The organism is Pelotomaculum terephthalicicum JT, from assembly GCF_022410535.1.
GTDB classification, from domain to species: domain Bacteria; phylum Bacillota; class Desulfotomaculia; order Desulfotomaculales; family Pelotomaculaceae; genus Pelotomaculum_D; species Pelotomaculum_D terephthalicicum.
Genome location: NZ_JAKNBL010000002.1, coordinates 187,057 through 213,573, shown reverse-complemented (window position 1 = coordinate 213,573; position 26,517 = coordinate 187,057). Strand labels below are relative to the sequence as shown.

Here is a 26,517-nt window from a genome sequence, read left to right as displayed (position 1 = left end):
AAGGAATTTTTTCTCCTTAATAATATAGTATAGTTTAATAATTTGCTTTTATACTTCTTCTTTGCTTAAAGAAAAAGACTAAACTTTAAACACCTTTCTTTTAAACAGTTCTTGAATTATTATTCCGGCTATGAAACCGGCGCCCATATTCCAAGTGGCAAATCCGGCAGTTATCAACAACGTATAATAATCGCTCTTTTCACTGCCCGCGTCACGGGCGAAAGCAGCCAGCTCCAAGCCGGCGAAGAATAAAATTACCCCCAATATGCTTAAAGGGAAAATTTTAAATATCAGCAGTATTGAGCTGCTAAAACAAAGGCCGGTTGCCAATAAAACAACTCCCAGGATGATCAAGGCGCCGCCGGTCCGGGCGCCGAAGCGAACGTGCCCGGCCATGCCTCCCGCGCCGTGACATATGGGGATACCCCCCAATAATGTGGAAAAGAGGTTTAGAATCCCCTGGGAAACAGCAATTTTCTTTTCGGTGACAGGCCGTTCAGGAAACAACCTGTTATTCTCGGCTGTTATAGCTATAACGGCGTTGCCGAGGGTTAACGGCACCTGGGGAATGCCCAAAATAAGCGTACCTTTGACGAAGTCGGACCAGGTGATTTGTCCCAATACAAAGCGGGGCAGTTGGAAATCGAAATGGATACCGGACAATTCTTTAAAAAGCTCCGGACTCCTTACCAGAGTGGTAATTAATCCAATAATCAATAAGACAAACATAGCGGGGATACGCCTGCCGGCAAGCAGCATAAAAGTAATTACCAGGGCGATAACGGCCGCGATGAAATCGGACCGCATCATTTTAATGCCCTCCATGATAAAGGATAGACCCAGACCTAAAACAATACCCCTGACAACCGGTTTGGTAACTATTCTGGAGATGATCTCAAGAGTACCCGTCAAGCCCATGACCAGCCAGAATATACCGGTGAAAATGCCGGCTCCCCAGACCATACCGGGCGTAATAACAGCCGCCTGGGTAATCGCGGCGCTGCCGATCGCTTTCATGGGCTGAATTGGAACTGGGGTTCGATAATACAATCCTGAACAAATAAACAGGATGCCGAATGCAACCAGCAAACCCAGCGGGTCTATCTTCATTATCACAATATAGCCCATGGCAAAGGGTATAAGGGTTCCCAAATCGCCGAAAGCGCCGGCCCACTCATAACGATCAAAGAGGTTACGCGGGGTTTTAACTGCCGCCGTTTCAGTTACCTCCGGTTGCGATATTAAACTCAACCCCTCATAATTGCTATTTTTAACCTCATTATATAATTAGACAGCACAAACTACAATTCCTGTTATCTTAAAACGTCCAACTGGAATTGGCCTGTTAAAGGCTATAAGAGATATAAAGGAATTCGATGAAATGCGCGTTGATATCAGCCGAAAAAGCATATGGCTCACCAAGTGATGCATAAATCACTTCAGTAAGCCATAACAAAGATCACAAAATTATTAACCGTAAAAAAGTTATCAGTGAGCAAATCATAAGCCGAGTTCTGTCGTGGATGATCATCTATCTGGGACGGCTGTTGCCAGCGCGACTCATGCGACCTTACCCGGGAAGCAACGGCGGGCCGCCGCAAATGTTCCCCTATTCGGTCTTGCTCCAGGTGGGGTTTACCTAGCCGGCCGGTCACCCGGCCGCTGGTGCGCTCTTACCGCACCGTTCCATCCTTACCACTTGGGAAGTGGCGGTCTACATTTCTGTGGCACTTTCCTTGGGGTCGCCCCCACTGGGTATTACCCAGCACCCTGCCCTGCGGAGCTCGGACTTTCCTCAGACGCCACCTTTCGGCCCGGCGCCCGCGATCATCTGATTTACTCACTTAATCGACTATGTTCATTATAACATCCGGACAAACAATATGCAAAGAAACGCATTATTCAAGACAATTCCGGGCTCACATGCAAGTATAAGGGTTGGTATCCGTATCGGATAAAACCATTTTGACCTTCAGCCCGCTCATGCGGCACTGCTCTTCCAGGTATTCCTTAAGCGCGGACAAAACCACATGCTCGGTGCCATGATGACCCGCGTCGATAAAATTCAGGCCGGCCGACAGCATATCCCGGGCTTCATGATGGCTGATATCTCCGGTGACAAATGTATCCGCGCCGGCGCGGAGGGCCGCAGGCCAAAGCCTGGCTCCCGCTCCCCCGCAAACAGCGACTTTCTTGACCTTGCTTTCGGATTTACCGCCCAATCTGACCGCCGGCAAGCCCAGCGCTTCCTTTACTGTCCGCGCGAATTCGCGAAAAGACACCTGGCGGGCTAAACTGCCGACTCTCCCCAACCCGTAGGCCGGGCCGGGGTTTTTCAGCGAATACACGTCATAGGCCACTTCTTCGTAAGGATGAGTCCTTAACATGGCCTGGATAACAGCATCTAATCCGGTTGTTGGAACAATTGTTTCCAGCCTTGCCTCCTCAACCGATTCCAACTTGCCCTGTTCTCCTATAAAAGGCTTCGTGCCGGTAAGGGGCTGAAACATTCCCGTGCCGCGGGTCTGAAAAGCGCAATGGCTGTATTTGCCGATCCATCCCGCTCCGGCTTCGGATATAGCCTGGTGCACAGCTTCCACATGTCCGGCCGGAATAAACACTACAAGCTTGACATACTGTTCCCGGCCGGCCGGTTCCAGAACCGTGGTTTCATTCAGCCCCAGTTTTTCCGCCAAGGCGGTGTTGACTCCACCGTCAGCGATATCCAGGTTGGTATGGGCGGTATACACCGTAATGTTGTTTTTTATGGTATATTCCACAAGTCTTCCGTCGGGCCGGTTAAAGCGCAGCGATTTAAGCGGCTTAAAAATCAAAGGGTGATGGCTGATAATCAACCCGGCGCCTTTAAACTTTGCCTCCTTAACAACATCAATATTGATATCCAAAGTCAACATGGCCAGTTCGATTTCCGCAAACGGATCGCCAACCTGCAGGCCGGGATTGTCCCATTCCGCGGCCAGGTATATCGGCGCAAGTTTTTCAATAAGGCTAAATATGTCCCGGCAACTTACAGGCATCTTCCCACCACCTTCCTGATGCGCTCAAGTTTATTCTTCAGCAGCCCGGCCTTTTCCCGCGCGGCATTGTTCTTCCCGGATGCCATTCCGCTTAGCGCCCGCTCGTACTGTTCGATTATTTTACCAAGATAAGCATTCAGCAGCGGGTCCCTTCCCTCAATTAAGCGAGGCCCCAGTTCAAGGCATAATTTATCGTCAAACAATTCCCGGCCGGGTTCGGCAACAACTATCTGGTATAGCCTGCCGTCTTCATCAACTAGTTTTTCGCCGATAATTTTCCAACCGTTTCCGGCAAGCCAAATTCTCAAGTCGCCGGCATCCGCCATCGGCTGCATAACCAGCCTGTTCACACTCTTGAGAACTCCCGGCCCGGCAGCCAGGATTTCTTTTATGGTATTGCCGCCCATACCGGCCAAGACCAAAACTTCAGCCTCGCCCGGCAGCAGCGTCTTCAAGCCGTCTCCGAGGCGGAGGTCCACATGGTCTTCGAGATGGCGCTTTTCAACCGCCCGCTTCGCGGATTCAAGCGGACCGGGATTTAAATCGGTGGCAATAACCTTTTCGCTTATGCCCGCCTCAATCAGAAAAATAGGCAGGTAGGCATGATCGGTCCCGATATCGGCCGCAATGCCGCCCGCCGGCACATACGCGGCCAGGGCGGCCAGGCGTTTTGCCAGTTCCATGAAACACCTCCGCTTTATCTTTCAGAAACCAGTATAATTTACTTTTCACGAAAAGACAAACATCCATAATCACGCAATCAGTTTAACACTTAATAATAATTCACAGTAATGTTATAATACTCCCGCGGTGAGCTCCGTGAGATACAGAAAACTCGGCAGAACAGGAATAAAAGTTTCTGTTATCGGCTTTGGGGGTATACCGATTCAGCGAGTTACCGAAGAAGATGCCAGTATAATCGTAAACAAGGCGTTAGATCTCGGAATAAATTTTTTCGACACAGCCAGGGGATATACCGATAGTGAGGCAAAATTGGGCGCCGCCTTAATAAAGAGGAGAAAAGAAGCGGTAATTGCGACAAAATCCATGTCCAGAACCGGGGAAGGCATGGCCGCCGACATTCAAAAAAGCCTGGAGGCATTGAGAACAGATTTCATTGACATTTACCAGCTGCATAATGTCAAGGATGAAATGACGTTAAAGCAAGTATTCAGCAAGAACGGCGCTCTTGCCGCTTTAACAAAAGCAAAACAGGATGGTTTAATAAGACATATAGGTATTACCGGGCATATTAAGAGCTATTTGATGGAAGCGATTAAAATAAAAGAAATAGAAACAGTGCAGTTTCCCTTTAACGCGATTGAGACAGCCGGAGTAAATGAATTATTGCACGACACTGGGAAAACGGACACGGGCGTTATTATTATGAAACCGCTTGCCGGGGGCGCTTTAAAAAAGGCCGGTCCGGCTTTACGTTATATCCTGGAATATCCCGTCTCTACCGTAATACCGGGTATGGATTTTCTCAAACAAGTGGAGGAAAACGCCTCCGCGGGAAGTAATCCCGCCCCGTTATCAGCCGCTGAGAAACAAATGTTAGAAAAAGAAAAGGAAAAACTAGGCGCGGCCTTTTGCCGCCGCTGCGAGTATTGCTTGCCCTGCAGCCAGGGTATCGACATAGCCACGATTTTTTTACTTGACGGCTATTATACGAGATATGATTTGCAGAACTGGGCCAGGGAGCGCTACCGGGGACTGCCGGTCAACGCGGATTCTTGCTTAGAGTGCGGTGAATGCGAAGAAAAATGCCCCTATAGCCTGCCCATTCGTCAAATGCTCAAGGATGCCGCTGCCAGAATGGCCAACTAGCAGTATCCAATAATTGCTTGCCATATTAAAACTATCAAAAAGATGCTATGATTTCAATAAATTTTACGTCCCCACTATAGGTGGCGTATATTTTATTCTTTAAAAATTAATCCGGGCAATTTATAGAAGGAAACCCGGTTTTTATGCACCGGGTTCCCACAAAATTAATTTTTAATATTCAAGGCTTCTTCTACGGCTTTATTACTGTATCTCGATGTTCTTCCCCACTTTTCTCGCATCCATATCCTTTGGCAGGACAATTTCCAGGATGCCGTCCCGGTAGCGCGCCTTCATTTCATCGTGTTTCACCGGTATATCCATCGTGAAAGACCTGCTAAAAGAGCCGTAGCTACGTTCCGTCCTGAGAAAATTAGCCCCTTCCTCTTTTTCTTCTTTTCTGCGCTCACCCCGTATAGTCAGCAGGTTGTCGTTAAAAGTAACTTGGATATCTTCCTTGTTCGCGCCTGGAATTTCCGCCTTAATCAAAACTGCGTCGGGCGTGTCCTTGATGTCCACCGGGAAGGCCCATCCATGGGCAAGTGTCCCCGCAAGCATCCGCGGATGACGAAAGTTTTCATCAAAAAGCCTGTTGATAGACGACTGCAAGCCCGTCAGTTCATGAAAGGGATCCCACTTTATAAGATCCATTAACACACCTCCTTTTTTGTATTAGTTTACCTGGAGGTGACATAATTATGCGTCAGCAGTTGAGGCAAAATACTTTGCCATTATCTGTCCAAAACCATTACGTTATTGACATACGGGTCGAAAGTACCTTGGAGCGTGCATCTCTCCTGCTTAAGCAACTTTACGTATTCAATAATTTCATGCGTTATCACTTCTCCCATGCTGACCAGAGGAATTCCCGGCGGATACACCATGATCATTTCACCTGATATTTCCCCGGCGCATTGTTCAAGGGGCACCGGCTTTTTAAGGCTGTAAAACGCCTCTCTCGGCTGCAGGACAATTTCCGGATTAAACTGCACGGCTTCAATTTTTTTGATTTCTCTTCTTTCAGTGTGCCGGGCTATGTCTGTCAGGGCGTTTATTAAAGCTTCCAGGTATTCCTTTCGTTCTCCCAAACCTGTGATAGCCAGGATATTGTACATGTCGGCAAGCTCAATAAGTATGTTGTAGTCTTTAGCCAACATTTCTTCGACTTCGTAACCGGTAAGCCCGATTTTCCGGACGTTTATCAATAGCTTTGTTTCATCGAAACTAAATTGCCCGGACTCTTCAAAAAACACTTTATCCGGCGCGAAGAGCCCGTCAATTTTATTTATCTCTTCCCTGGACCACTTCAACAGCTCCAAGAGTTGATCTAGTATTTTTCTGCTTCTGATAGCCAGCTGCTTTCTGGCGACGTCCAGGGAGCACAGTAGAATATAAGATGGACTGGTTGTATAAGCGAGATTAAGCACCTGCTTTATATAGACCGGATCAATATTGCTGTTCCTAATAAGAAGCGCCGAACTCTGAGTCATCGAACCACCGGTCTTATGAAGGCTTACCGCGCTTATATCGGCCCCGGCCTTCATGGCGGACAAGGGGAAATGATCGTGAAAATGCATGTGGGTGCCATGGGCTTCGTCCACCAAGACCGACATACCGCCGCGATGTGCCGTCTCCACAATTGACTTGAGGTTTGATGCGACTCCATAATATGACGGATTAATTGCCAGCACTGCTTTGGCGCTTGGATTTTCTTCTACCGCTATGCGTAGATTATCTTCCGTGACACCAAGTACGATGCCCAGTTCGCCGCTGATTTCCGGGAGTACATAAACCGGTCTCGCGCCGCTAAGTATTAGAGCGTTGAAGATCGATTTATGGACGTTTCTAGGCAGTATGATCTGGTCTCCAGGCTTACAAGTGCTCATAATCATTGTCTGTACACCCGACGTTGTGCCGTTGATCAGGAAATAAGCGGAACTTGCTTGAAATGTTTCAGCAAGAAGTTTTTCAGCTTCCGTAATAACGGAAGCCGGGTCCCAGATTATATCGATGCCTCTTGTTTGGTTCAAGTCCATTCTCAAAACATTCTCGCCGACAAATTCCTTATATTCTTCGAGTCCGTTTCCATGTTTATGGCCCGGTATCTGCAACGGAACAGCATTTCTTTTTACATGATACTTCACAGCGTCAAAAAGAGGTGTTCTATTCTGATCCAGCAACATTCATTCCCATCCTTCTATTGACATTACCGTGTTTTAAGCAAAATTTCTCATGTTTTGTTCAGATATCAGCACCACTATCGGTGTCTGCTGGTCATCATTGCCATGCGGGTTGTCTTTAAGATAGTCGAACAGCATCTCCCGGGCGACACCGTCGGTGGCAGCCAGGATATCTACCTTTCCTAAATCATTCACATCGGTAATAACCGCCTCGGCTCCGGTTGCCTGCTTGATCCTGTCCACCACTTTTTGCGGGTCCTTCGGACCGAGGACGATATGCCTGTCAAAAGGCCACATAGTGCCTGCGAAGTCGTCAATCTGGGCCAGATGACGACCGGCCACCCGATAAAAATCTCCTCTTCGCCCGACCAAGCGGCCCAGTCCCGCTGCCGCCACTCCCAGGAGAAAACGCGGCAAACCGGTCTCCCGTATGGCCACCTGAATGGACGGCGGCGCGGCCAGACTACCTTCTTTACCTGGAAAGTGGCATAAAATGCGGGCGAGCAAACCCGGCTTCACCGTTTCCGGCAGGATAGCCCGTCCCTGACTAATAGCCACGACACTCTCGGCGACGGCTATAATATCGCCCGGGGAGGTTATCTCGCCGGCGTATTTTTTCGCCACCTCCACGATATCGTCTTTATCTGTAACGATGTGTGTTTTAATCGGAATTCTTCCGGAGATCATCAAAAATCACCCTTAAAATTTGCGCCGTTTCGGGCAAAGTATCTTATAAGACCGTTGAAAATCCCTTCCGCCGCCTTTTTTTGCACCGACAGTCCGCGCAGAAATACCTCCTCCACCAAGTTGGTTATGGTCAGCACTTCCGCCTCTATCGCCGGTATTTCACTGAGTGCGGCCAACTGCGCCTGTTCCGCTGTCCCCCTGTCAGCAGCCTTGAGTTTATTAACCAATCCTTCCTGGACGTAACGGGCCAAAACGGCGCTCTGTTTATTGGCGGGAGCATACAGCGTGGCAATGCCGTCTTCATTAGTGTCGGTACAAGAGCGGTTGTGGACCCCGATATATAAATCGGCGCCTGCCTTTCTGGCCAGATCCAATCTCCTTTCCCTAGTAATATTTTCATCACCATGCCTAGTAAGCACAACATCCGCGCCTGCCCGGCGCAGGATATTCTCCAGGTTCTTGGCAATAGGCACAACCACGTTTTTTTCCTGAAGGCTGACAGGTCCTTTCCCGCCGGCGTCTTCACCGCCATGACCGGGGTCTATGACAATTTTTTTCCCCCCGAATAACTTGGCGACAAAAGAGCGTTCCAAGTTGATTTCCACCCGGAAGGGAAAACCTTCAAGAGCAGTCAAGCGATACTCCGCCGGGTGTTCCAGCACCATTTCCACTGAAACGGCATTTTCACCATCCTGTTTTGCGATCAATGCGCGTAATAGTCCGTCGTTTATCTCTGTCGTTCCTTCCGGCATATTCAAAACAACGCCTTTACCTGCGAAAATAACCCTGTCGCCTGCGTTTCTGGCACCATAAGTATATGGCCTCGTCGACTCAAGTATTACTTTGGAAAGCCACTCGCCTTTTTCCCCATCAACAGTTTTTGACCACATGTTAGTTATTCTCGGTGCTTTTTGATTAGACAAAAAGGACCCTCCCTGCCATATTTTTAGAACCAGAAACATTGTCTAAAATAACATCTAAATAAGATTCTTTAATCGTTGTATTTTTCCTGTCAATTTATCGGCTGACGGAAAAAATTTAATTCTGACTGATAATTATTTTCGCTCTTTCGACATCTGATTGTTTAACAACCAATCTTACGCCACCAATTAAATTAACAAAATTAATAGTTGCTTGTTCATCATAAATAAAAACCTGAATGCCCTCACTTTCTAACAGACCTTTCACAATATGTGCTTCAGACACATTAAGATATGTCGCGATAGTCACTAGCTTATCCATAGTTATCATCTCCTCATATCAAATTTTCATATGTGGCGAATTTAACGCAATTACAACTCAAAAAGTCAAGAAAAGTAATTAAAAAACTCAAAAACGACTTATTAATTTTAATTCTTTTTCAATTAAATTGCAACTTTATCCTCGCGCCAACATTCTCCCTTTATTTAGAGTCTGTTTGTTTTTAATTTCAACAGCCGCAGCCTTAAATCTAAGAAAAGGTTACCTTAGCTGAACCTAAAATCTACCTTAAATCTAAATTTGTATTAATTTCGCCGGCCATGGGGACACCGGGGTTAAAAAAACCCGCCGGTAAAGGCACGGTTTAATAGGGAAACTTATTGACCATACCCCAAACCGATACGGAAAAGAAAGAAGTCACAGATTTTGTGGCTTCTTTTCTTTGCTTAGAGCAAAATAGGCTGCGAGATTTGAAGTCTCACAGCCTATTGAATCATTTAGATATTTATTTCCCCAACAGATTATACAGCACCTGTGCCATTTCCGCTCTGGTGGTCGTGCTGAGCGGGGTGAGCTTTCCGGCGCTGCCGCCGACGGTGCCGGTCTTGACCAGCAGCGTCATGGCATCCTTTGCCCATGAGTCAATTTGTCCTGCGTCGGTGAACTGGTCGAGCGTTTTTCCGCTGTCCCCCTCCGGCAGCTGGCCGCTGACCTTGAGCGCGTTGTACAGCAGAGTGAACATTTCCTGACGGGTGATTTCCTTGCCCGGCGCGTGCCTACCCCTGCGGATATTCCAAGGCGTTTGGCCGCCGCCAGATAGCCTGTGTAGTAGGTGTTGCCTGCGTCGGAGAAATTATCGGTCGGGTTCGCATCCGGCGCGATTCCGTAGGCTTTCATCATCATGACGATGAATTCTCCGCACGTCAGCTTCGCTTCAGGACTGTAATTGCCGTTGCCCGTGCCGCTTGTAATTTCCCTTGCCGCGATGAAGCTCACGGCTTTGTTATACCAGGCACTCGGAGCCACATCGTTGAAGCTCACCTTGTTATACGCTACCGCATACTCGCTGAAATGGGTGGTAAAGAAGGTCACGGTTCCCGTGGCCGGGTCGTAGCGTCCGTTGGGTACTGATACCGCCTTGCCGCTGCCGTCAATGTACCAGATAACAATGCTCGGCTTATGGAGATTTCCGCCTTGCTTCCGCTGATTCCCTGAGTGCCTGTCAGCATATTGGACGGGACGGTGACGCTGCCCGTGTCCGTATCAAGGGTCAGCGTACCTTGAGCATCAGTCGTTGACAGCTCAGGAACCGGTATGCCGACGGTATAGGTATTAACATCGGGAATGGAAGGTACCGTGATGACTGTTCCGTCCTGAGCGAGGTTCTGAGAGCCTGCGTCTACCGGTGCGGTTCCGGCATCCTTGTCTACCGTGACCGGAAGCGTTGTTTCTGTGCCGTTTTCCGCTTTCACGTCCGCGTTATATTCCGGCGCTGACGGTGTTGACGGAGTGCCGCCACCACCAGAGGAACCGCCGCCCGTATTTTTATAAGTCGCCGTGACGGTCACGTTTTTACCTGGCATTGTGAAGGTGGTGGTTGCGCTGTTTGTATTTGCAAAGGTAACGCTGTCGCTTGATGTCCACTTATCAAAGGTCTGGCCGCTGGCCGCCGCATTTGCGATAATAGATACCGTCGCACCCTGTGCGTAGCTGCCGCCGCCTGTGCCGTTTACTACGGTGACGGTGTAAGTCACCACTTCGTTCACCGTCATGGTAAGGCTCGTGCTGCCGGTTGCGCTACCCCTGGCAAGCGTGACGTCATATTGGCCGGTGCCGCCGTTGTAGGTGACGGTTGCCGTTACCCCTGCGGCATCTCCGGTAAGCAGACCGTTTACACCCGCCGCTAATACAGCAATTTGGCGGTAATCGCTGCCGCTTCGGCGCGGCTGGTGTAGCCCTGGGGCCGGAAGCTGTTGTCGGGATAACCTCTCAGGTAGGAATTGCCTACTGCGGCGGCTACGCCGGACAAGGCCCAGGGGGATATCTGTTGGGCGTCGCTGAAGCTCAACGCCTGATCTCCAGCTTGCAGTTTGGTAGCCCGGGCGGTGATGACCGCGGCTTGTTCCCGGGTGATTTGGTCGTCGGGGCCGAAGCTGTTCTGGTCGTAGCCGCTGATGATGCCATGAGCGGCGGCGGTGTTGATGCTATCCTTGGCCCAGTGGGCGGCGGTGTCTTTGAATACCGAGCCTTGCTTGGCCTCCAGCTTTAACGCTTTGACCAGCATGACCGTGAATTCGGCCCGGCTAACACTCTTTTCGGGCTGGAAGCTGCCGTCGGGATAGCCGCCGATTACTCCGGCCTGCATGAGCTTGGCGATGCTGTCTTTGGCCCAGTGATTGGCAATGTCGGCGGGCAGCTTGATTTCCGGCTGCGGAGCCGGGGTCTGGGACTTTTCTTCTTTGGCGTCGGCTTTCAAGGTGGCGATGACCGCCAATTTGGTAAAGTGATTGACTTGGCCGGATACGGTAGATCCATCTAAATCCACTTTGATGTTGTCCAGTTCCACCCACTCTCCGCTCTGCTCATCGAAGCAGCATATCTTGATATCGTATTTCTCCGGGTCTACCTGCGATTTATTAAAGGACATGGTGATGGTAACCGGTTGTGCGAAATTACCGGACCGGTTCTTCACGATGTCCACTACCTTGCTAATCAGCCGGCTATCATCGGGCAGGCGCATCCCGGAAGTCAGAGCCGCTTCCCGTACCTGGACGCGGATATCGCTTTCCACCGCTCCGGCGGGGAAGGACATGGAAACGCCGCTGTCGGCAATGTCTTTGCCTGTCGGTGGCACCAGGATGCCGGAGGGGGCGGAACTGCCTCTGCCCGGTCTGCTGGGGCTAGTATAAGCTGTCGCGGCAATGCTTATGGTTTTCTGCGTGGTGGTTTGGCTGTGCCAACCCTTGCTCACGGTGATGGTAAAGGTGTAACTGCCGTTTGTGCCGCTCGGATTCGCGGAGGTGCCTGCCACCGGCACCAGGTAACTGACCGTGTTGACGGCGACGTCAACGCTGCCGCTATTCACCGCTGTTACAGCAGTATTTCTTAGCGCCGTTTTGATTGCATTCTCACTGCTGGCCGCCGCTTGGGTCATATCGCTGTAGGCTGCGTTTTCCGCCGCTGTTTTAGCGTTACCCACGATTGCTATGTCCGGGTCGGGTGCTTCGTTTACGCTCATAGTAAGGCTCGTGCTGCCGGTTGCGCTGCCCTTGGAGAGCGCAACCTCATACCGGCCGGTGGCGCCGTTGTAGGTGACGTTCGCCGTTACCCCTGCGGCGTTGGGTACAGCGCTTAGTAAGCCGTTAACATAGCTTTGCACCGCCTCCGTTTTGTCACTCTGCGACGCGCCGAAGGCTACATTGACGGAGCCGTCGGTCAGGGCCGCCTTGGCCGCGGCTACCGCCTGAACATCCGTGACGCCTGTATAAGGCGTCGCCGTAATGGTGATGGATTTTTGCGTGGTGGTCTGGTCCTGCGAATCCCTTGCCACGGTGACGGTAAAGACAAAGCTGCCGTTGGTGCCGTCAGGACTTGCGGAGTCGCCGGCAACCGGCGGCGTGTAGCTGACCTTGTTGACGGTAACTGTTACGCTGCTGTTGTTGACCGCCGCTTCGGCCTCGGATTGCAGCGCGTTCGTGATAGCAGCCTCACCGGTCGCCGCCGCCTGGGCCATGTCGCTGTAGGCTGCGCCCTCCGCCGCATTTTTCGCCGCGTCCACGAACAGCTTAATCAGGTGCGGCGGTGCGCCGTCTTGCCCCGCAATGTTTCGCAAGACGGGCAGCTTGTAGTCCTCGATGAGCCAGATCGTGCTCGTGTTAAAAAAGAGCGTGCCGTTCCAGAAGCTTTCGCTGAACAGGGAATCGAAGGACAGATTCTCGCCGTCCGCTAACCTTACGCCGGCCTTAATTGCCTTAGCCGCGCCGTTCGCTGTTACCGTCATGCCATTAAAGGCGTAGTTGTCGTCCGTCCGGGTGCCGGGCACATTTATCACCCGGCTCCCTCCGTTGCCGGCTGCTGTCACGCGGGGGTTCAGCGCCGCGCATAGCATCACGATCCCCTCGTTGAGCATGCGTCCCGCCACGCCGCCGGCAAAGCTATTGCCGCTCACATTGCCGGTGGCGTAGCAGAGGAACATCTGTCCATTTTGGATTTCTCCCGCCACACCGCCGATATTGCTGCCGCTGCCGCTGACATCGCTCTCGCTATAGCAGTTTCTCACTTCGCCGGTAGAAAAACGCCCTACGATACCGCCGACAGAGCCATTGCCCCTGACACTGCCGCTGACATAGCAGCTTTCCACCTTGCCGCCGGAAATTCGTCCCGTCACGCCGCCGACGTACCTATTGCCGGTGACGCTTACATCCGCCACACCGAGGTTTTTCACCAGGCCGCCTGAGCCGATGGCTCCAAACAGCCCCTGATAATCAGTCCCGCTCCGGTCGATGGTCAGCCCGGTGATGCTCTTGCCGTTACCGTTAAAAACCCCGGTGAACATACTATTATTTGCTCCAATCGGCTCCCAATTGGTATAGCCCGCCGCCGGCAGGTCGATATCCGCCGTCAGGATGTAGTGCGCGCCCATATTATGCCGAACCGCGTCCAGATGGGCGGCTGAAGGCACCTGAAAGGGGCTTTGGGAACTGCCGTTTCCGATCCAGTAAATCTCCCATATCGCATACAGGGTCAAGGCATTGCCGGGCATGGTCACCGTGGCTCCCGCTCCATAACCTGCGCCTGTACCGTTTGCCGCCGTGTTCCACTCCTTGAACCGCATTGCCTCCGGCGGCTGCAGATTGTCCGCTGCAGCCGCCTGGAAGAGTTCGTTTTCAGCCCTGTCACTCTCCGTTGGCGGCGTTCCCGTGCCGCCATTGGCGTCATAGACAACGGCATAACGTTCCAGTTCAAGCATTTTAACGGTCAGGACAAATGCTCTTGTCCGAGCCGCGCCTGCCCCATAGCTTGCCTCGGCGGTCAGGGTGACGGTTACATCCTCGGTTTGCTCCCTTTCTATGAGCGCTCCGGTTACGGTATCGATATATCCCGTTGGGACGGCGCTCCAGGTAATTGCAGCGCCTTTTAAGCCGGTGACGGGAAACTGCGCAAGATTTCCGGTCATAAAATTCATCCCGATATTCTCTCCCCTGATATCGTCCCATTTCAGAGCGGCCAGGTCCGTGCTGATGATTTCATCGTCCGTCCATGGCCCCTGCCATTGCAGGGTAGGATAGGATATGCCCTCGCCGATTTTCCATATGGTTCCAAAGTCCCACCCGGTAAAAGTCTCCAGCTTTTTCATGTCGCCGGTCTCTTTCGGCGTACCCTTGCCGGTATCGCTTCTTCCGGAAGAATCTTTGTCGTAATAGCAATTTATAATCGCTCCATTGTAAATAGTTCCAAACAATCCTCCGACATTATTTGTCCCTGTTACCTCTCCGGTAGAATAACTGTTCATAACCGTATTCTGGGCAACAGAACCGTGAACGCCTGCAAGACCGCCGGGTTGCTCGTAGCCGTGTACATCGCCCGTGGCATAGCTGTTTCCGATGTACCCTTCCCAGTTAGAGCCTACCAATCCTCCGACCCACTGGCGGCCATTTACCGCACTGCTGCTGAAACACTCTTTGATCGTACCCTCGGAATTTCCTACTAATCCACCCACACGGTAGCCGTCGGAAGCTGCTACCGTTCCTGAGGAATAGGATTTGGTTATTTCACAGCCTGAAGTTATCTCTCCTACTAGACCTCCTATAGACGCTTCTCCCGACGTAGCTGCCGTCACGCTTCCCGCCGCGGAGCAGAGTGTTACTTTTCCGCTATTTTCAATCCGTCCGGCGAGGATTCCCACATATCTTTTCCCTTTTACGACAGCGCCCGTTATATGCAGATCATCCACGGTTCCGCCGCTGATTTTGCCGAACAGCCCAATAAAGTCCTCATTTTCTCTGTCTATAGCAAGGTTCTCGATGGTATACCCCTTGCCGTCATAGATGCCGGTGAAGGGGGTGGCGCTGGTTCCGATGGGCGTCCAGCTGGCATAGCCCGACAGGTCGATATTCGCCGTCTGGATGAAATGCACGCCGCTGCCCATTATGTTGCGCAGATCATCCAGGTGATCCGCCGACGATACCTCGTAGGGATGCTCCGCGCTGCCGTCGCCCTCCCAGTTGAAGGAGCTTCTTACGACCACCAGGGTAAACGTCTTGGTCCGGGGCGTTCCCCCCGCATAGCTGACCGTGGCGGTAAGGACAATGGTTGCATCGGTATCAGCCGGTCTTGCCACCGTTCCGGTTTCTGCGTTAACAATCCCTGCGGGTTCCGCGCCCCACGCAATCGCCGACTCCATGCCTCCGGTAAGAGGAAGGTTCAAATCCCCGGTAACAGCTTCCGGCCTGATATTCTCTCCCCTGATCAGGTCCCAGGTTATGGCGCTTAAATCCGCGGCAATCCGGTCATCGGGCGTCCACACATAATCATAATAACGCAGGGTGGGGTAGAAGACGTCTTCATTGATGCTCCAGACGCTGTCAAAATTCCAGTTGGTAAAGGTCGCCTGCCGCCTCATCTCCGCTGTGATTTTCGCCGTCCCGGCGGCGGAACTGGTCGTGCCCGCGGCATCTGAGTCATAAAAGCAGTCGGCGACCGTGGGAGACCCTTGCCTGTAACCCAAAAATCCTCCGGGATACGTACCCGCTGCCGGGACGTTGGCATAGCAGTATCTTGCCGTGCCGCCCTGCATTTCCCCGGCGAAGCCGCCTGTATACCGGCCCGCCGTTACCCGGCCGGAGGCGTAGCAGTCCTGCACCAGCCCTGACAGGACAAAGCCCGCCAGGCCCCCCGCCGTGCCGCGTTGGCTGGAATTTGCCGGATCGGCCGATACCGCGGCGGTGGAAAAGCTTTCCTTGACCACCGCGCTGCCGTGCTGGACCGCGCCGATCAAGCCGCCTACCCGGGCGCTGCCGGAAACCGTACCGCTGGTGGAGCAGTTTTGGATGGTTGCGCCCCCGGTCGCGCCGCCCCCGTCGGCGATGATGCCGGCCAGGATGCCGACGTTGAGATTGCCTGTCACAGCGGCGTCTTGGATGCGCACATTTTCAATGACGGCATTGCCGCTGACAAAGCCGAAAAGGCTGGCGTTGTTGTTGCAGCCGGTAACGGTAAGCCCGCTGATGACATACCCGCCGCCGTCATAGTGCGCGGTAAAGGGCGCCGCGTAGGTCCCAAAGGGCGTCCAGTTGTCGTAGCCCGCGAGGGCAAGGTCGATGTCTGCCGTCTGGACATAGTAGGCGCTTAAATTATCCCGCGCCGCGTCAAGGTGATCCGCCGATGCTACCTGATAGGGGTCTATTTCCGTGCCGCTGCCCTGCCAGATCACACCGTCCATCGGCTCCATCAGCATCTGCAGCCCACCCTCTTCTTTGAGCACCGTCACCGTGAATGCCTTGGTATCCCCGGCCTCGCCGTAGGTAATGGTGGCGGTCAGGGTGACTTCCGCGTCCGACCCGCCGGCGGCCGCTCTCGTGACCGTACCGTCATGGGCGATTACCGCCGGGGTGTCCGACAACCATGTGACGGTGCTGCCCGAAGCGCCGGACAGGGGCAGCGTCAGGTCGTCCTTCACGCCGTACACGCTGTCACCCACCGCAAAGCCAATCGCCAGAGCCTCTTTGTCGGCCGCGACGATGGCCGCGTCGTCAAGCCCTGCCGCGCAAGCTGTCGCGGGGAGGCCCGTCATGCCGGCGATCATGCAGAGCGTCATGAGCAGGGCCGTTATTATCCGGAACAAGCTTTTCACTGTTCTCGTCCTCCTATCTATGAAATTTTGCGACCCTGGCTTTAACCGCAGGGTCGTAGTATCCTATGACAAATCCCATTTTAGATGGTTTTTCCAAATGAGGCATTGACACTTTTAAGGTTTTGGGATAAAACTAAAAATTTTTTTGCGGAGGACAGAGGAAAATCCTCAAACCGCGTCTGCGCTTCCAGTCCTTCGGCTCCGGTCTTGTGCCTCATGCGGAATTCGGAGGGCGTGCAGTGATAAAACTGTTTGAAGCTCTTGATGAGATATTTGGGATCGGAGAACCCGCATTCGGCGGAGATTTCATAGATCATCGCGTCTGTGCTCAAAAGCAGCCGGGCCGCCTGCATGCAGTAGCCGCTGCAGATTAGCTGCCGCAGGGAATACCCGTATTTCTTCCGGATATCGTTGGACATGTGCTGCTGGGTAATCCCCGCGGCCTTCGCCAGCTCCGCGAGAGAATTCCTGACCACCGGCTGCTGCCGGATATACTTATAAATCTGCCTGTACCGGCGCACCTGCCGGTCGCCGATCCGCCGGGTCCCCGCGCCGTAGCGCAGGTAGTCGAAGCTGTCGGTCATATAGGCCAGCAGTTCCTCCAGACAGGCTTTTACGGAGGCTTCCTGGCATGGGCCCGCTTCACCGTCCGGGAGGAGCCGCACCAGCCGGGCGATGTGCTCTTTCAAACAGCGGTATTTTTCCGGCGCTCCGGCCTCGTGGCAGGGGGAACAGCACTGAAAAAGCACGTAGTCAAAGTCCGGATCGACGCGGCGGCAGAAGGCGGGGTCTATCTGCATGAACAGCAGCCGGTTTGCGCCGCCGTTCCTTTTGATGCGGTGCGGCTCGTCCACGTTGACGACGGCGACCCCGTTCTCTTTCAGCAGGTAGGTTTCGCCGCACAGGGTGATCTCCGCCTTGCCCTCCAGCGCCAGGATGACCTCCACAGCATTGTGCCAGTGGTAGGGGTATTCGTCGACCTGCCGCACCGTGGCTTTCAGCGGTATCCGCCCTGAAAATTCAATGATTTCGGGGTACATCCATCATCGCCTTCCTTTCCTCGTTGCCATAACTCTATTGCATTTGGAAAGGCGGCGCATTGACACTTTTAAGCTCCGGGGAAAAAAGAAAGAGGAGCTGTTGCACAACGAACAATAGAGTTCAAAGTGCGACAGCTCCTCTTTTAGCTAAATTTAACGATATTGACATCCGGTTATTCTGTGTGATCTCCGGCGCCGGCCGCCGCCAGGCGGCGGCCGGCATGGCCGAGGGGCATGTCCCTGTATCGCGTTTGCCGGGCCAGGGCCGCGCTGTCCGCCCGGTGGGCCTTGCGGAAGTCCGAGGGCGTGGCGTGGAAGAAGCGCCGGAAATACTTGATGAGGTATTTGGCGTCGGAAAAGCCGCATTCCTCCGCGATCTCCACGATGCGCCTATCGGTGCCGAGCAGCAGCCTTGCCGCGCGCTCGCACCGGCCGTAGCACAGCAGCTCCTGAAAGGACATGCCGAATTTTTCCTTGATGTCGGCGGAGAGATGCTGGAGGCTGACGCCCAGCTCCGCGGCAAGCGCCGTCAGGCCCTTTTGCACCTCCGCGCCGCCGGTCGTATGCTGCGCCATCTGCCGGAGCCTTGCCACGCGCTTTTCGTCAAAAGGCTCGGTGCCGAAGCCCCAGCGTAAAAAATCGAAGTTGTACACGGTATAGACCAGCATTTCCTTCAGGAGCTTCTTCACCGCGCTGTGATCCGCGCTGCGCTGGTCTGCGACCAGCAGAGCGACCAGCCGGGCGAGGTAGTCTTTGAGCACGCCGTACTTTTCCGGCGCTTGGGCTTCGTGATAGGTGGAGCAGCAGTAGAGGAACAGGTATCGGTCCGGCAGGACGCTGCGGCAGAAGCCGGCGTCGATGTGGACGAACAGGATTTCGTTGTCTGCGTCGCCGGTCATGCGGTGGATCTCGCCCATGTTCGTAATGGCGATATCGCCTGCCTTCAGCGGCATCTCGTCGTCGCCCATACCGATGTTAACCGGGCCCTTCAGTACCTGCACGATCTCCAGCGCGTCGTGCCAGTGGTAGGGGGTTTGGTTGCCGCCCCGGACAAAAGCCCGGACCGGCAGGCCGTTATGAAATTCGACGGTTTCCGGACGCATGCTTGCCGCTCACCTCACATCGGACAGGAATCATTTTTTCGGACGTTTTCTTCCGTCGTCGGGCTTGGGAGCGTTTTTCGGTACGACCCACATATTGCCTATTTTCTGCGCGCCTTCGATTCGTCCGGCTGCGCAATGGTAATTGACCATCCGGCTTGTGATACCCCATTTATCCGCGGCTTCCCTTACGCTGATGTAATCCATTCCGATCCCTCTTATACTTTTTTTCTCATTATACTTCCTGTTTAAGAAAATTTCAAATTCAGGAAATTTGTTCGGCATGACGGTAGCTATATTCGCCGGAGTGTGGTATGTTCTGTTGCTGAAGGGAGATGGCCAGATGAAGAAGCAAATTATCACCGGAATAGCCGTTATCGCCTGTGTGGCGTTGTGCGCCGCCGTGTGGCCTCAGAGCGCCGCGGTAGGGAAATTTCCGCCGAGCCGGTTAAAACCGTCGTAACCGCCGAAATTGAGGCCCGGAAATGCCGCGGCGCCTTCACCGAAGAAGCCGAGAAAATAGCAATACATTCAGTTAACACATATAATATTTCAGGTTTATTATTACTTCTATTCAACCTGTTATTGAGGCGGCACAACCTTCCTGACGCGCCGGGTTTATTTTGGGGCTTGATGGAGAACATTAGAGTTAAGCATATTATTTTATTTACCCCGCTTTATTCGGGGGCAACGGGAGATGAATCCGGTTATGACTTTTGATTTTTCCAGCGTTTTTTGGTTTCTTCTTATTATTATCAGTTTTCTGCCGCTTTTCAAGCAAAGAAAAACACAAAGCGCTCGACTCAAGAAAATAAGGGAGATTGAATTAAAAAGGGGTACAAGAGTAATCGCATTAATACACCGTCAGGAATCCATAAGTTTACTAGGATTGCCAATTTCAAAATATATTAATATAGAAGACTCAGAGCAAATTTTAAGAGCGATCAGACTTACCCCCGACGAAATGCCCATAGACATAATTCTTCATACTCCCGGAGGATTAGTGCTTGCAGCCGAACAAATCGCGCATGCGATAAGGAATCATCCAGCGAGGGTGACTGTTTTCGTGCCGCATTATGCCATGTCAGGAGGGGCGTTTATAGCAACCTCGGCTGATGAAATTGTTATAGATGAAAACGCTGTATTAGGACCTATAGATCCTCAAATAGGTGGTTATCCGGCAGCATCAATAATCAATGTTCTTAAAAATAAACCGCTTGAAAAAGTTGATGACGAAACCTTAATGTTGGCCGATATTGCGGCAAAGGCTATAAATCAGGTTAGGGAAAGCATCTACAATATTCTCGCGGACAAATTTGACAGCCAGGAAAAAGCGCGGCAGCTTTCGAAAATTTTAACGGATGGGCGTTGGACACACGACTATCCAATAACTTATGAAATATTAAGAGATATGGGGTTACCTGTTTCATTAGGCATAACAAAAGAAATTTATGAATTAATGGAACTATACCCGCAGCCGCCTCAAAGAAGGCCTTCCGTCCAGTATATACCTGTGCCGTACCGGAAACGAATAAGCTGAATACAGCATTTCCTCGCTTTTATTATGTGCTTTTTGCCCCTTTTTTGACACTGACAAGCCCTCCAAGTCCTTTTTTTAATAATTATTTAGAGGAAATTTATTTATTGTGTCGTATTATTTAGTTAATTGTAAATATTTAAATTATTTTTTTATAGTCCAGTTAGATTTTTATAATCGACTGGATATTGTACTTTCTTAGGGATTTATCGAATTTTGTCAAAAAGGGGTGAAAAAACTGAAAGACATTATTAAAACTAAAAAACAGCTACTCAATAAGTTGGTTGAAAATCGTAAACAAGTTACTGAATTTAAAATATTAAATAACCGTATCGCAAGAGAATCATTCGCAGAAAAGCAACACAATAACAATAAGCAACTTCTGGATATTATTGAATTTCTCCCCGACGCTACCTTTGTTATTGATCGTGAAAAGAAGGTAATACACTGGAATAAAGCTATAGAAAAAATGACCGGAGTAAAAAAAGAAGCGATTATCGGCAAAGATGAATATGCTTACGCTGTTCCCTTTTACGGTAAACAAAGGCCAGTTTTAATCGATCTTGTCTTTTCCAATGACGAGGAGACTGAACAAAAATATGAATATGTTGAAAGAAAGGGAACGACATTATATGCTGAGACCTTTATTCCGCTGCCTTTTAGTGGTGAGAAAGCCTTCCTGTGGATAACAGCATCACCACTTTTTGATAGTGAGGGAAATTTGGCCGGCGCTATTGAATCAATTCGTGATATCACTAAGCGTAAAAGAGCGGAAGAAGAGGTAGAAAAATACCGTAGCTGCCTCGAAGAGGTGGTAAAAGAACGCACTATGGAACTGGTCAAATTCAATGAACTGCTTCAGCAGGAGATTATCGAGCGGAAACGGGTGGAAGATGCGCTCAAAGCCAGTGAAGCTCAGTTACGTCTTCTGATTGAAAATTCACTTGACGCAATTGTTAAGATAGATAAAAATGGAATATCCGGGTACATAAGCCCGTCGATTAAAAAAATTACAGGGTATACTCCTGAAGAAAGAATCGGGAAATCCGCTTTTGAATTAATTGAATTTCTTCCCGATCTCACCTTTGTCATTGACAGTGAGAAAAAGATAATCGCTTGGAATAGAGCTATTGAAGAGTACACGGGAATCAGCAAAGCAGAAATTCTCGGTAAGGATGATAATGCTTTCGCTGTTTTAATATACGGAGAGTCAAGGCCTTTGCTGGTCGATTTCACTTTTCACGACAGGTTGGAGAAAGAGTCAAAATACATATCAAAGTTTACTTATTTTGAGAAAAAAGGCCACGTATTACATGCTGAAAGTTTCGTACCCACACTATTCAATGGTAAAGGAGCTCATATATGGATAACAGCGGCTCCACTTTATGATAGTAAAGGAAATCAAGTAGGCGCTATTGAAACCATTCGGGATATTACCGAACGTAAGCAGATGGAGGAAAAACTAAAACACCTCAGTTCACACGACTCCCTTACCGGTCTTTATAACCGCGCTTATTTTAATGAAGAAATGCTCAGATTAGAAGAAGGACGTCATCTGCCACTGGGCATTATTGTTTGTGATGTAGATGGATTAAAATTCATAAACGATACTATGGGTTACGAATCCGGCAATACTCTGCTGGTTTCAGCAGCCAATTTAATAAAAAGCTGCTTCCGCTCAAGTGGTATGATAGCACGCATCGACGGAGATGAATTTGTAGTGTTGCTTCCATATACAGATAAACCAACAGTAGAAAACGCTTGCTATAGGCTAAAGGAATCCATTAAAGAATATACTGAGGCAAACTCTGAGTTCCCTCTAAGTCTATCAATAGGATTCGCTGTTAGTGACAACCACCCCAGCCCTCATGAACTCTTTATAGAGGCAGAGCTTAATATGTATAGAGAAAAGCTTAGCCATAGTCAAAGTACCCGCAATATTATTGTCAGGACACTAACTAAGATGCTTGAGGTTAGAGATTTCGCGACTGAAGGACACGCAGAACGCATGCAAGAACTTGTTGTTCACTTAGCCACAGCCTGTGGGCTGCCTGAATATAAGCTTAATGATATGAGCCTTTTCGCTCTCTTTCATGATCTTGGGAAAATTGGTGTTCCCGATAGAATTCTTTTTAAACAGAGCTCGCTGACTAATGAAGAATATCTTGAAATCAAAAAACATTGTGAGATCGGCTATAACATTGCCAATTCCGTGCCTGATTTAATCCCGATAGCCGATTGGATTCTCAAACACCACGAATGGTTTAATGGTAAAGGTTACCCCTTAGGTTTGTATGGTGAAAAAATCCCCTTTGAGTGCAGGATACTTGCTGTTGTCGATGCTTATGACGCAATGACCAGCGATCGGCCCTATAGAAAGGCTATGAATCAAAGGGAAGCTATAGCTGAGCTAAAAAGGTATTCTGGTACACAATTTGATCCGCAAATTGTACAGAAGTTTGTGGAGATATTGGGGAACCGGCTAAATCACACGGAAATGGCTTTTGCAGCGTTGTGGTAATTGACTTACCTAAGGAATTTGGACCATCAGCATCGGGTAAAACCATTATTATTGCAAACGGGGTTTTGGTAATTTCCCAAAACCCCGTAACCCGCCTGAAACTTGGTGGGCGATGACGGGCTTGAACCGCCGACATCCTGCTTGTAAGGCAGGCGCTCTCCCAGCTGAGCTAATCGCCCCTATTTTCGTAGACCAAATTGGTGGGCCCACCAGGATTCGAACCTGGAACCAGCCGGTTATGAGCCGGATGCTCTACCGTTGAGCTATGGGCCCAAAAATTGGCTCCCCGAGTAGGATTCGAACCTACAACCTACCGGTTAACAGCCGGTTGCTCTACCGTTGAGCTATCGAGGAACATCGGTAGTTAACATTATACGATATTTTGTGCCACCCGTCAACATATCGCCAATGATAAAATTAATAAATAAAAATCAAGCCCGCCTGCTGTAGACGGGTAAACTGTTCACCCAACTTATTATCCGCTCCCCGGGAAACATCACCGTGAAGGCTTCCATGGTTTTTATCAATCAAGATAATCTTTCAATTTCTTACTGCGGCTGGGGTGGCGCAGTTTACGCAAGGTCTTGGCCTCGATTTGCCGGATACGTTCCCGCGTTACACCAAACTTCTGGCCTACTTCCTCCAGCGTACGCGCACGGCCGTCGTCAAGTCCAAACCGCAGGCGCAACACCCTTTGCTCGCGGTCGGTCAAGGTTTTCAGCACCTCGTCCAGTTGTTCACGCAAAAGGGTAAAGGATGCTTCCTCAGCGGGAGCTCGCGCTTCGTGATCTTCAATAAAATCGCCCAGGTGGGAATCCTCTTCCTCCCCAATAGGCGTTTCCAGGGATACCGGTTCCTGGGCAATCTTAATGATTTCCCGGACCTTGTCTTCGGAAATATTCATTTCCTTGGCGATTTCCTCCGGACTTGGATCACGCCCTAATTCTTGCAATAACTGTCTCGACACCCTTATTAATTTATTAATCGTTTCCACCATATGAACAGGTATTCTGATGGTTCTGGCTTGATCAGCTATCGCCCTGGTTATAGCCTGGCGAATCCACCAGGTAGCATAAGTGCTGAATTTAAATCCCTTTCGGAAATCGAACTTTTCCACCGCTTTAATTAAACCCAGATTGCCCTCCTGGATTAAGTCCAGAAACAACATACCCCTACCCACGTAGCGTTTAGCAATACTGACAACCAGCCTTAAGTTGGCTTCGGCCAACCGCCGCTTCGCATCCTCGTCTCCATTTTCCATGCGCTTGGCCAGATCAACTTCTTCTTCTGAAGTCAGTAACGGAACCCGGCCAATTTCTTTCAGATACATGCGAACGGGATCATCTATACCGACGCCTTCCGGAACGGAAAGATCTATTTCCATTTCTTCTTCGGGCTGGGCTTCAATTACCGTTCCATCAAGCTTTTCCAATTCCGTTGCTTCAGGGACAACTTCTATGCCCATATTGGCTAATTTTTCATATATATCGTCAATTTGTTCAGGAGTAAGATCAGTTCCCTGGAGGCTGTCCATAATCTCGTTGTAAGTTAACACACCACGTTTTTTGCCTCTCTCAATTAGCTCCTTAACACCCTCACTCTTAACTTCGTCTCTCAGCGCTCTCACTCCCCTCTTTAGGGTGCTTCCAAGTATCCGTCTTTAAAAATTGCTGATATTCATGCAACAAATTTGCAAGACGATCATGGTCACCTATCCGCTCAGCCTCAGCAATTCCTCTTAGAATTATATACTCACGCCATAGATAACCGTACAAATCATGGTCGCCCGACTTTTCCGCGTCACCAATCTCCTTTATTAACTTTTCCCTGCGCTCTTGCCTGTTGCAACGATGAATTGACTCCAAATAATCCTTCATTATCTGAACCCGGTTTTCGCCGGGGATATCATGAAGCAGAAACTGACTCAACAAGGGCTGTTCATCATCCTTAAGATAATTAAAGATTTTAGCCGGCTGGTAAAAGGGCTCTCTTGATATTATTAAAAACTGTTTAAATATATTTTTATGACTTGTGTTTCTAAAAGGTTCCTCTCCCAGTTCTTTTAAAATAATTTCCACCAGAGACGGGTCTTCCAAAACCAGCCGCAATAGACCATTCTCCGCTTTTTCCCTGGAGTTAAGTTTATTTTCCTTGTTTATTATTATATTATGCTTAGTTTTAACAATATTATCCGGATTTGTCCATTTTTTTCCCGAATTTGCTTGAAATCTCTTAAATTCAGCTGTAACTGCTTCAGGACTTGAACTTAGAAAACGTGATATAGTTTTTAAACTCTCTTCTCTTTCAATCTCACTTTTAATTCCTGCAACACCAGGAAACACTAGCCTCATTACTTCCAGTTTTTCGGAAACAGTCCTTACCGGTTTATTGCCGACTGCCTGCCGCAGCTTATATTCAATTAAAGAAAACGCTTGCTCAATTAAATCTTCCCACCCCTGACGCCCGTGCCGTCGCAAAAAATCGTCGGGATCTTGCCCCTCCGGGATATTCACTACACGCACCTGACAACCGATTTCCTGCAACAGCTCCAAACCTCTCAAAGTGGCAGCCACGCCGGCCGCATCAGCATCATAAGCGATTACTACATTCCGGCTATAGTTAATTAACAGCCTGCCTTGTTCCCTGGTAAGACTGGTACCCAGCGAAGCTACCGCGTTCGTTATTCCATAACGGTGAGCGGTTACCACATCCATATATCCTTCCATAATAACAACGTAGCCTTTTTCCTTGATCGATCTTCTCGCCAGGTGCAGACCGTAAAGGAGGTGTCCTTTACTGAATAAAACAGTCTCGGGAGAATTCAGATATTTAGGAGTGGCAGTATTATTAACTACGCGACCGCCAAACCCGATAACCCTGCCGGTCACGTCCCAGATTGGAAATATAATGCGTTCTCGAAAGCGATCATAATATCTCCCGCTTTCGTTTTTTACCGCCAGCCCGGCTTCCGCCACTGTTTGCGGGCGGTAGCCTTGCTTCTCCATGAACTTTAGCAGGGAATCCCATTCCGGAAGAGTGAATCCCACTTGAAAATTTTCCAGCGTATCTTGAGAAAGTCCACGTTCGGCCAAATACGACCTGGCCCTGCCCGCCGCACCGTGATTTTTAAAAACATTACGAAAATAGTCGTTCGCCAAGCTGTTGATTTGTCTTAGTTGAGCTAATTTTTGCCGCCTTTCCTGTTCAGCAGGGCTTTCGTTTGCCGGAAGGCTTATTCCCGCCCGCTGTGCCAGCATCTTGACCGCTTCGACAAAGGTTACGTTTTCTATTAACATCAAAAACTTAAAAACATTACCTCCCGTATTGCAGCCGAAACAGTGAAAAATTTGTTTATCAGGAGTGACGGTAAACGATGGTGAACGCTCCTTATGAAAAGGGCAATAACCAGTAAAATATTTCCCTTTTTTCTTTAATTGTACATGACGGGATACCACCTCAACGATATCTGATCGCAGGCGGACTGCCTCTATTACATCATCAGGAATTAAGCCCACCCTGCTCACCTTCTAAAACC

Annotated in this window: 21 protein-coding genes, 3 tRNA genes and 1 other RNA gene; 4 read left to right on the top strand and 21 right to left on the bottom strand. The window is 50.1% G+C overall.

What is annotated here, in order from left to right:
• Nucleotides 1-78 precede the first annotated feature (78 nt).
• The 4 genes from L9W92_RS03365 to L9W92_RS03350 form a co-directional block, all read right to left on the bottom strand.
• Nucleotides 79-1,251, bottom strand: coding sequence for a putative sulfate/molybdate transporter (locus L9W92_RS03365; protein ID WP_240082328.1), 1,173 nt, complete (start codon nt 1,249-1,251; stop codon nt 79-81).
• Nucleotides 1,252-1,488: 237 nt separating this feature from the next.
• Nucleotides 1,489-1,843: RNase P RNA component class A (gene rnpB / locus L9W92_RS03360), an RNA gene on the bottom strand.
• Nucleotides 1,844-1,919: 76 nt separating this feature from the next.
• Entirely contained in the window at nt 1,920-3,038 is a 1,119-nt protein-coding gene (locus tag L9W92_RS03355) for a Nif3-like dinuclear metal center hexameric protein (protein WP_240082327.1), read from the bottom strand.
• Nucleotides 3,029-3,721 (bottom strand): tRNA (adenine(22)-N(1))-methyltransferase, encoded by a 693-nt coding sequence (locus tag L9W92_RS03350; protein WP_240082326.1) that lies wholly within the window; start codon nt 3,719-3,721, stop codon nt 3,029-3,031. Before L9W92_RS03350 ends, L9W92_RS03355 begins: the two co-directional genes overlap by 10 nt.
• Before the next feature lie 136 nt (nt 3,722-3,857).
• On the opposite strand from L9W92_RS03350, the gene L9W92_RS03345 reads away from it, so the two are divergent.
• Complete coding sequence (locus tag L9W92_RS03345; protein WP_240082325.1) at nt 3,858-4,868, top strand: aldo/keto reductase; 1,011 nt, start codon at nt 3,858-3,860, stop codon at nt 4,866-4,868.
• 201 nt (nt 4,869-5,069) lie between these two features.
• Here L9W92_RS03345 and L9W92_RS03340 read toward each other — a convergent pair whose 3' ends face one another.
• The 12 genes from L9W92_RS03340 to L9W92_RS03285 form a co-directional block, all read right to left on the bottom strand.
• Entirely contained in the window at nt 5,070-5,516 is a 447-nt protein-coding gene (locus tag L9W92_RS03340; RefSeq protein WP_240082324.1) for an Hsp20/alpha crystallin family protein, read from the bottom strand.
• A gap of 80 nt (nt 5,517-5,596) precedes the next feature.
• On the bottom strand, nt 5,597-7,048 hold the full coding sequence (locus tag L9W92_RS03335; protein ID WP_240082323.1) for an aminotransferase class I/II-fold pyridoxal phosphate-dependent enzyme: 1,452 nt from the start codon (nt 7,046-7,048) through the stop codon (nt 5,597-5,599).
• A 33-nt stretch (nt 7,049-7,081) separates the two neighbouring features.
• On the bottom strand, nt 7,082-7,732 hold the full coding sequence (locus L9W92_RS03330; protein WP_240082322.1) for a coenzyme F420-0:L-glutamate ligase: 651 nt from the start codon (nt 7,730-7,732) through the stop codon (nt 7,082-7,084).
• Entirely contained in the window at nt 7,732-8,655 is a 924-nt protein-coding gene (locus L9W92_RS03325; protein WP_240082321.1) for an N-acetylmuramoyl-L-alanine amidase family protein, read from the bottom strand. The genes L9W92_RS03330 and L9W92_RS03325 overlap by 1 nt, the downstream gene beginning before the upstream one ends.
• A 115-nt stretch (nt 8,656-8,770) precedes the next feature.
• On the bottom strand, nt 8,771-8,974 hold the full coding sequence (locus L9W92_RS03320) for a putative signal transducing protein (protein ID WP_240082320.1): 204 nt from the start codon (nt 8,972-8,974) through the stop codon (nt 8,771-8,773).
• 463 nt (nt 8,975-9,437) lie between these two features.
• Entirely contained in the window at nt 9,438-9,554 is a 117-nt protein-coding gene (locus L9W92_RS03315) for a hypothetical protein (RefSeq protein ID WP_240082319.1), read from the bottom strand.
• Nucleotides 9,551-10,024 (bottom strand): S-layer homology domain-containing protein, encoded by a 474-nt coding sequence (locus tag L9W92_RS03310; RefSeq protein ID WP_240082318.1) that lies wholly within the window; start codon nt 10,022-10,024, stop codon nt 9,551-9,553. Before L9W92_RS03310 ends, L9W92_RS03315 begins: the two co-directional genes overlap by 4 nt.
• A complete protein-coding gene (locus L9W92_RS03305) occupies nt 10,021-10,704 on the bottom strand; it encodes an InlB B-repeat-containing protein (protein WP_240082317.1) in 684 nt (227 codons plus the stop codon). Before L9W92_RS03305 ends, L9W92_RS03310 begins: the two co-directional genes overlap by 4 nt.
• A gap of 131 nt (nt 10,705-10,835) precedes the next feature.
• Nucleotides 10,836-16,784, bottom strand: a complete 5,949-nt coding sequence (locus L9W92_RS03300) for an immunoglobulin-like domain-containing protein (RefSeq protein ID WP_240082316.1) — start codon at nt 16,782-16,784, stop codon at nt 10,836-10,838.
• An 80-nt stretch (nt 16,785-16,864) separates the two neighbouring features.
• The gene (locus L9W92_RS03295) at nt 16,865-17,824 is read right to left on the bottom strand and encodes an AraC family transcriptional regulator (RefSeq protein WP_240082315.1); all 960 of its coding nucleotides are present in this window, start codon (nt 17,822-17,824) and stop codon (nt 16,865-16,867) included.
• Nucleotides 17,825-17,997: 173 nt separating this feature from the next.
• A complete protein-coding gene (locus L9W92_RS03290; protein WP_240082314.1) occupies nt 17,998-18,927 on the bottom strand; it encodes a helix-turn-helix domain-containing protein in 930 nt (309 codons plus the stop codon).
• A 30-nt stretch (nt 18,928-18,957) separates the two neighbouring features.
• A complete protein-coding gene (locus tag L9W92_RS03285) occupies nt 18,958-19,131 on the bottom strand; it encodes a helix-turn-helix domain-containing protein (RefSeq protein ID WP_240082313.1) in 174 nt (57 codons plus the stop codon).
• A 76-nt stretch (nt 19,132-19,207) separates the two neighbouring features.
• Here L9W92_RS03285 and L9W92_RS03280 point away from each other — a divergent pair, with 76 nt between their 5' ends.
• The 3 genes from L9W92_RS03280 (at nt 19,208) to L9W92_RS03270 (ending at nt 22,982) form a co-directional block, all read left to right on the top strand.
• Entirely contained in the window at nt 19,208-19,387 is a 180-nt protein-coding gene (locus L9W92_RS03280) for a hypothetical protein (RefSeq protein ID WP_240082312.1), read from the top strand.
• A 234-nt stretch (nt 19,388-19,621) separates the two neighbouring features.
• Nucleotides 19,622-20,464 (top strand): SDH family Clp fold serine proteinase, encoded by an 843-nt coding sequence (locus L9W92_RS03275; RefSeq protein ID WP_240082311.1) that lies wholly within the window; start codon nt 19,622-19,624, stop codon nt 20,462-20,464.
• 226 nt (nt 20,465-20,690) lie between these two features.
• Nucleotides 20,691-22,982 carry a sensor domain-containing diguanylate cyclase/phosphohydrolase gene (locus L9W92_RS03270; protein ID WP_240082310.1) on the top strand — a complete coding sequence of 764 codons (2,292 nt, stop codon included), beginning with the start codon at nt 20,691-20,693 and terminating at the stop codon, nt 22,980-22,982.
• 103 nt (nt 22,983-23,085) lie between these two features.
• On the opposite strand, the gene L9W92_RS03265 is transcribed toward L9W92_RS03270, so the two are convergent.
• The 5 genes from L9W92_RS03265 to dnaG form a co-directional block, all read right to left on the bottom strand.
• A tRNA-Val gene (locus L9W92_RS03265) sits at nt 23,086-23,161 on the bottom strand.
• A gap of 19 nt (nt 23,162-23,180) precedes the next feature.
• Nucleotides 23,181-23,255: transfer RNA gene (locus L9W92_RS03260), tRNA-Ile, on the bottom strand.
• Between the two features lie 6 nt (nt 23,256-23,261).
• Nucleotides 23,262-23,336 (bottom strand) — tRNA-Asn (locus L9W92_RS03255).
• Between the two features lie 169 nt (nt 23,337-23,505).
• On the bottom strand, nt 23,506-24,600 hold the full coding sequence (gene rpoD, locus L9W92_RS03250) for an RNA polymerase sigma factor RpoD (protein ID WP_240082374.1): 1,095 nt from the start codon (nt 24,598-24,600) through the stop codon (nt 23,506-23,508).
• Entirely contained in the window at nt 24,584-26,497 is a 1,914-nt protein-coding gene (gene dnaG / locus L9W92_RS03245) for a DNA primase (protein WP_240082309.1), read from the bottom strand. The genes rpoD and dnaG overlap by 17 nt, the downstream gene beginning before the upstream one ends.
• Nucleotides 26,498-26,517 lie beyond the last annotated feature (20 nt).

Coding starts and splice junctions, on each gene's coding strand:
- L9W92_RS03320 (WP_240082320.1), bottom strand. CDS start 8,974: ATGGATAAGCTAGTGACTATCGCGACATATCTTAATGTGTCTGAAGCA.
- L9W92_RS03295 (WP_240082315.1), bottom strand. CDS start 17,824: ATGTACCCCGAAATCATTGAATTTTCAGGGCGGATACCGCTGAAAGCC.
- L9W92_RS03335 (WP_240082323.1), bottom strand. CDS start 7,048: ATGTTGCTGGATCAGAATAGAACACCTCTTTTTGACGCTGTGAAGTAT.
- L9W92_RS03315 (WP_240082319.1), bottom strand. CDS start 9,554: ATGACGCTGCTGGTCAAGACCGGCACCGTCGGCGGCAGCGCCGGAAAG.
- L9W92_RS03340 (WP_240082324.1), bottom strand. CDS start 5,516: ATGGATCTTATAAAGTGGGATCCCTTTCATGAACTGACGGGCTTGCAG.
- L9W92_RS03275 (WP_240082311.1), top strand. CDS start 19,622: ATGAATCCGGTTATGACTTTTGATTTTTCCAGCGTTTTTTGGTTTCTT.
- L9W92_RS03290 (WP_240082314.1), bottom strand. CDS start 18,927: ATGCGTCCGGAAACCGTCGAATTTCATAACGGCCTGCCGGTCCGGGCT.
- L9W92_RS03285 (WP_240082313.1), bottom strand. CDS start 19,131: ATGGATTACATCAGCGTAAGGGAAGCCGCGGATAAATGGGGTATCACA.
- L9W92_RS03355 (WP_240082327.1), bottom strand. CDS start 3,038: ATGCCTGTAAGTTGCCGGGACATATTTAGCCTTATTGAAAAACTTGCG.
- L9W92_RS03330 (WP_240082322.1), bottom strand. CDS start 7,732: ATGATCTCCGGAAGAATTCCGATTAAAACACACATCGTTACAGATAAA.
- L9W92_RS03350 (WP_240082326.1), bottom strand. CDS start 3,721: ATGGAACTGGCAAAACGCCTGGCCGCCCTGGCCGCGTATGTGCCGGCG.
- L9W92_RS03305 (WP_240082317.1), bottom strand. CDS start 10,704: ATGACGGTGAACGAAGTGGTGACTTACACCGTCACCGTAGTAAACGGC.
- L9W92_RS03280 (WP_240082312.1), top strand. CDS start 19,208: ATGACGGTAGCTATATTCGCCGGAGTGTGGTATGTTCTGTTGCTGAAG.